This window comes from Cupriavidus sp. 01L415, assembly GCF_056400065.1.
The window spans coordinates 1-1489 of the sequence record NZ_JBFTSP010000075.1; the positions used below are offsets into that span (position 1 = coordinate 1).

Consider the following 1489-nt stretch of genomic DNA (forward strand, 5'->3'; position numbering starts at 1 on the left):
AATCGGCATAGGGGACAGCCATCGTGGCTGCGCCCCTGCCACACCACCCGGCGTGCGGGTCCGCACCGGGCGGTTCGAGAGGTTGAGGTTAGGCGAGGCGGGGCAGGCCCAGCCGGTCAAAGTAGGCGATATCCAGCACCCACTGCAGCGCGGCCCCACTGTTGCGCCACCAGCAACGGCTATTCGCCGCCACTCGTTGGGCCGTCTCGGACGTCGCGCCTAGGGCCCGCAGTTCCCGGTAGATAGTCGGGCCACGTCGCCATTGCTTGAGCTGAATTGCTCTCAGCCGGTGACGCATCCACTTGTCCAGCGTTCGCAAGACGCTGGGCGTTTGCGCCAGCCGGAAGTAAGCCATCCACCCCAGTACATACGGCCGCAACCGCTCCACCACATCCAGTAGGCTCCGCCCCCCAGACCGGCGGGTCAGTTCGCGGATGCGCTGCTTGAACGTCAGCAGCGGCTTGACTGCCACTTTACGTTTGACCACACCACCAGCGGCCACCCAGAAGCTGTAGCCGAGGAATTTGCGGCCAAACACACTCGCCACCGCGCTCTTCGCCTCGTTGACCTTCAGACGCAACTTGCCGTACAGCCGCCGCAACAGCGCCATCACCCGCTCGCCCGCCCGACGGCTGCGTACGTACACGTTCGCATCGTCGGCGTAGCGCACGAAGCAATGGCCTCGGCTCTCCAACGCCTTGTCCACCTCATCAAGCAGCACGTTGGCTAACAACGGCGACAGCGGACCGCCCTGCGGCGTGCCCTCGTACCGTTGCAGCACAACCCCGCCATCCATCAGTCCGCTATTCAGATACGCTCGGATCAACCGGATGACTCCGGGGTCTTCTATGCGTTTCTGTAGGCGATCAATCAGGATGTCGTGATTAACCCGGTCAAAGAATTTTTCCAAGTCCACGTCCACCACTATTCGCCGACCCGATTGCACGTACGACTGTGCGGTTAGCACCGCGTCGTGCGCACGCCTGCCGGGACGGAAGCCGTAGCTATGCTCGCTGAAGGTGGGGTCCAGAATCGGCTGCAACACCTGCAACAGCGCCTGCTGGATCAGGCGATCCGTCACCGTCGGGATACCAAGCTCGCGCTCGCCTCCGTCCGGCTTCGGAATCGTTACCCGCCGTACCGGACTGGGCCGGTACGTCCCCTTGAGCAGTTGTTCGCGAAGCGTCGGCCACACCGACACCAGGTGTTGAGCGGTCTGGTCTATGTCCAGCCCGTCTACCCCCGCGGCACCCTTGTTGGCCCGCACGCGCTTGAACGCCTGCTTCAGGTTCTCTCGCGCCAGCGCCGCTGCCAGCAGCGCCGACCCTGTGCTCTCCGACTCATGTCGCGGGCCACCGGCTTCGTCGCAGACGGGTGCGCGTCCGGCTTCACCGTCCGTTTCTCCCGCTCGCCCCACTTGCGCGGGCATCTGACGCAGTGCCTGTTGCATCGACATGGCTTCGAACACTCCCTCTCGTTTGGTCCTTCG

At 64.1% G+C, this 1489-nt stretch carries 1 protein-coding gene; it reads right to left on the reverse strand.

The window, feature by feature from the left end; translation table 11 throughout:
* Positions 1 to 88: 88 nt before the first annotated feature.
* Positions 89 to 1456 carry a group II intron reverse transcriptase/maturase gene (gene ltrA / locus AC1DOX_RS30925; RefSeq protein ID WP_441624652.1) on the reverse strand — a complete coding sequence of 456 codons (1368 nt, stop codon included), beginning with the start codon at positions 1454 to 1456 and terminating at the stop codon, positions 89 to 91.
* Positions 1457 to 1489 lie beyond the last annotated feature (33 nt).